Source organism: Frankia sp. CeCAU1 (assembly GCF_977971845.1).
On sequence record NZ_CDWWXA010000192.1, the window covers coordinates 3,810 to 7,512 of the forward strand.

At 68.0% G+C, this 3,703-nt stretch carries 3 protein-coding genes and 1 pseudogene; 2 read left to right on the forward strand and 2 right to left on the reverse strand.

Translation table 11 applies throughout. The features are described from left to right. Nucleotides 1-192, reverse strand: a pseudogene (locus tag AC08OO_RS21690) (2-oxoacid:acceptor oxidoreductase subunit alpha); the annotation flags it as partial. A gap of 561 nt (nt 193-753) precedes the next feature. Between AC08OO_RS21690 and AC08OO_RS21695 the strand changes: the two are divergent. Beyond that, nucleotides 754-1,875: a Rossmann-like and DUF2520 domain-containing protein gene (locus AC08OO_RS21695; RefSeq protein ID WP_476618986.1), complete on the forward strand. Its 1,122-nt coding sequence runs from the start codon at nt 754-756 to the stop codon at nt 1,873-1,875. A gap of 40 nt (nt 1,876-1,915) precedes the next feature. Beyond that, nucleotides 1,916-2,788: a zinc metalloprotease HtpX gene (htpX, locus tag AC08OO_RS21700; RefSeq protein WP_476618987.1), complete on the forward strand. Its 873-nt coding sequence runs from the start codon at nt 1,916-1,918 to the stop codon at nt 2,786-2,788. Between the two features lie 214 nt (nt 2,789-3,002). On the opposite strand, the gene AC08OO_RS21705 is transcribed toward htpX, so the two are convergent. Beyond that, nucleotides 3,003-3,491: a YajQ family cyclic di-GMP-binding protein gene (locus tag AC08OO_RS21705; protein ID WP_011435018.1), complete on the reverse strand. Its 489-nt coding sequence runs from the start codon at nt 3,489-3,491 to the stop codon at nt 3,003-3,005. Between the last annotated feature and the right edge of the window lie 212 nt (nt 3,492-3,703).

Below are 3,703 nucleotides of genomic sequence, written 5' to 3' on the forward strand. Positions count from 1 at the left end.
GGCCGGCGTGCCGGCTGGGGCGCGGATTTCGGCAGGGAAGTCCGGAAGCGTCGACAGGTCGTTGCCGAATGCTGCCGTCTCGCTGGTGAACTGTTCTCCGGTGAGCTGCATACCGTCGCCGGAGTCGCCCGCGAAGCGCACGACGACCCGGTCGAGCCGGCGGGTCTCCCTCTCCCTGACCTGCTCTGACACCTTCAGTGACCTCCTCGGGTACCGTTCCAGCCTACCGGCCGTATCAATGATGCGCGCGCACCGTGCCGCCGAGTTCGATCGCTCCATCCTCGTCGACGATCGACGATCGACCTCGGTCTCCGTAGTCGTCGCGCCGTATGGTGATTGTTTGCCAACTCTACGTATATAGTCTTTGTCGTTGCGATCGTCCGGCTGGCGTGTCTTGACCCTGATATCGCTGGTCAGAAGGGGTGTACCGCCCGATGGAGGTGATCGGCCGGATCCGGTTCAATGCGCTTCCGGTAATGCTTTCCACAATTTCGGGGGAGGCCCGGCCTGTCAGGGAATCGACAGGGTGATCTTTACGTCGGGCGCCCGGAGCGGTGAGCTCGCTCTTGCCGGCGACCTGGCCCGATCCGCGATGTTACCGATTGTAGCTATTTAGTGGCTTGTGGCGGTATGTCCGGTGAGCCCCGGCATCGGGGCATGCTGGCCGTGCGGGTGGCCGGGGTCGGCGGGTGGTCAGGTATCAGGGGTGGCCCCCTCGGAAGCGGCCGGCTCCGGAACGGGGAGCATCGGGACATGACGCATCGCCCGCACGAGCAGTCGGATACCGCGAGCGGCCCGGATGACGGTCGACCCGACGCCGCACCTTCGTCCACGGCGGCGAGTGCCGGGCCGCGGGAGGCCGGGCCGCGGGAGGCCGGGCCGCGGGAGGCCGGGCCGCGGGAGGCCGGGCCGCGGGAGAAGGTGGGAATCGCCGGGCCGGGCCGGGCCGGCACGGCGCTGGGCCTCGCCCTGGCAGCGGCCGGATATCCGGTGGTGGCCGTGGGAGTGCGCTCGCCGCGGCACCGATCGAGGGCCGTGAACCTGTTTCCGGACGCGTGGGTCGGCGGGGTGGCCGAGGTCGCCGGGCGGGCCGAGGTCCTCCTCGTCTCCGTGCCCGATGACGCGATCGGGCCGGTCGTCACGGACCTGGTCGCGGCGGGAGCCGTCGGACCCGGCCGGACACTCGTGCATCTCAGTGGGCGCCACGGCCTGGGCGTCCTGGCGGCAGGCGGTGACGTGGGCGCGGCCCGTATCGCGCTTCATCCGATCATGACCCTGCCGGGGATCATCGAGGACTCCGCTCTCCTCGCCGGTGTCCCGTTCGGGATCACCGCCGATCCCGTGGCCGAGGGGCTGGCCCGCCGCCTGGTCACAGACGTCGGCGGCATCGCTCTGCCCGTCGCGGATGACCGGCGGGATCTCTACCACGCCTCTCTCGTGCTCGGCGGGAACTTCCTGACCACCCTGGTGGCGGCTGCCGGCGAGGTGCTGGCCGCGGCGGGCGTGCCGGATCCGGCCGCGGCGCTCGGTCCGCTGCTGCGGGCATCGCTGGCGAACACCCTGACCGACGGCTGGTCGGCGTCGACCGGACCGGTGCGACGCGGTGATCTCGGCACCGTCGTGGCACATCTGACCGCGCTCGACCAGCTGGATCCACAGATCGCCGCCGTGTACCGACGATTGGCGATCTTCACCGCGGAGGAGCTCGAACGGGTCGGGCTGCTCGCCCCGGCCGTGGTCGCACGCCTGCGCGAAGCCGTCCCGGACGAGCCCGGCGACCGACCGGGCGAGGCCCGCCGCGGGCCGGCAGCCGTACGGGTCGGGGGCGGCGGCCACACGTCCGACGGGAACGTTCGGCCAGCGCCGTCGCGTTGAGACAGGTGTACCAGTTCGACAGGACGGACACTCGATCGCCATGCCACACCGCCACTTCAACGGTCTGAAGACCGCGCTGCTGCTGGGCGTGCTGTCCGCCGCCATCATCGTGGTGGGTTCGCTGTTCGGGCGCGGAGGTCTGGTCATCGCGCTCGTGCTCGCGGTCGGTATGAACGGCTTCGCCTACTTCTTCTCTGACCGGATAGCCCTGCGGGCCATGCGGGCCTATCCCGTGACGCAGGTCGAGCAGCCCCGGCTCTACGCGATCGTCGGGGATCTCGCCCGCAATGCCCGGATGCCCATGCCGCGGCTGTACCTCAGCCCGACCCGGGCGCCCAACGCCTTCGCTACCGGCCGTAACCCGCGAAACGCGGCGGTCTGTTGCACCGAGGGCATCATGGAGATTATGGACGATCGTGAGCTACGCGGCGTTCTCGGTCACGAGCTCAGCCACGTCTACAACCGGGACATCCTGATCGCATCGGTGGCCGGTGCCCTCGCCAGCGTTATCGTCTATCTGGCGAACATGGCCCAGTTCCTGGCTGTTTTCGGTGGGCGGAACGATGAGGACGGTCCCGGCATCTTCGAGCTTCTGCTGCTGATGATCCTGGGTCCCGTCGCGGCGACGATCATCCAGCTCGCGATCAGTCGGTCCCGGGAGTACCAGGCCGACGAGTCCGGCGCGACGCTCACCGGTGACCCGATCGGGCTGGCGAACGCGTTGCGCAAGCTGGACGCCGGCACCGCGGCGCGGCCCCTGCCGCAGACCTCCAAGCTCGGTCCCGCCGCCGCGCTCATGATTGCAAATCCGTTCCGGGGTGGGGGGGTCGGGAAGCTGTTCTCCACCCATCCGCCCATGAACGAGCGGATCGAGCGTCTCGAACAGATGTCACGCATGAATCCGTATCGGTGACCGGACCCGATGGCCACGATGTTGTCCGCGGCGCGTCGTCGCGGTAACACCCCGAAGTACTCGGAGTACGCTTTAACCGCGAACCGCCGGCCGAAACGGCGTCGGTTCACAACCAGGACCGCGGCGGAGCAAACCCCCCAGGTTCCGCCGCAAGCACCCCGCCCGAAACCCCCCATCGGGCGGGGTGCACCCTGTCTCCAGCTTTTCCGTCGCGTCAGCGGTAGTTGACGAACTGGAGGGGAACTTCGAAGTCCTCGGTTTTGAGTATCTGGATCACGCGCTGCAGGTCATCGCGCTTCTTCCCGGTCACCCGTAGCTGATCACCCTGAATCTGGGCCTGTACCCCCTTCGGGCCATCCGTCCGGATCTTCTTGGCGATGGCCTTGGCCTTGTCCTCCGCGATGCCCTGCTGAACGGTGACGGGCAACCGGAACTCCTTGCCCGACGGCTTGGGCTCGTCGAAGGTCAGGGCCTTGAGGGAAATGCCGCGTTTGACGAACTTCTCCTGAAGTACGTCGAGCACCGCCTTGACCCGCTCGTCCGTGTTCGCTACAAGCAGAATCGACTCGCCGGACAGCGTCGCGGATGCGCCGGTGTCACGGAAGTCGAAGCGGGTACGGATTTCCTTGACCGTCTGGTTGACGGCGTTGTCTATCTCCTGGGCGTCAACTTTGCTGACGATGTCGAAGGATGGATCTGCCACGTGTGCGGACCTCCTGGTCGGTTCGATGTGGGTGAGGATCGTGTGGAGTCGAGTGCTGTGCGTGATCGTGGTGCGCGGCCTTCGTCTCGTGAGCCGCTACTCACCGTTGTAATCGATCGTCGGCGGCCGCGGCGGGGCGGTGCGGCATCACGATGCTCCGTCGGGACCGGTATGCTCCTCTACGAAGGCAGGTTGCCCGAGCGGCCAAAGGG

What these genes read in the sequence shown, in the direction of transcription:
- AC08OO_RS21695 (WP_476618986.1), top strand. Translation starts at nt 754, where the DNA reads ATGACGCATCGCCCGCACGAGCAGTCGGATACCGCGAGCGGCCCGGAT.
- htpX (WP_476618987.1), top strand. Translation starts at nt 1,916, where the DNA reads ATGCCACACCGCCACTTCAACGGTCTGAAGACCGCGCTGCTGCTGGGC.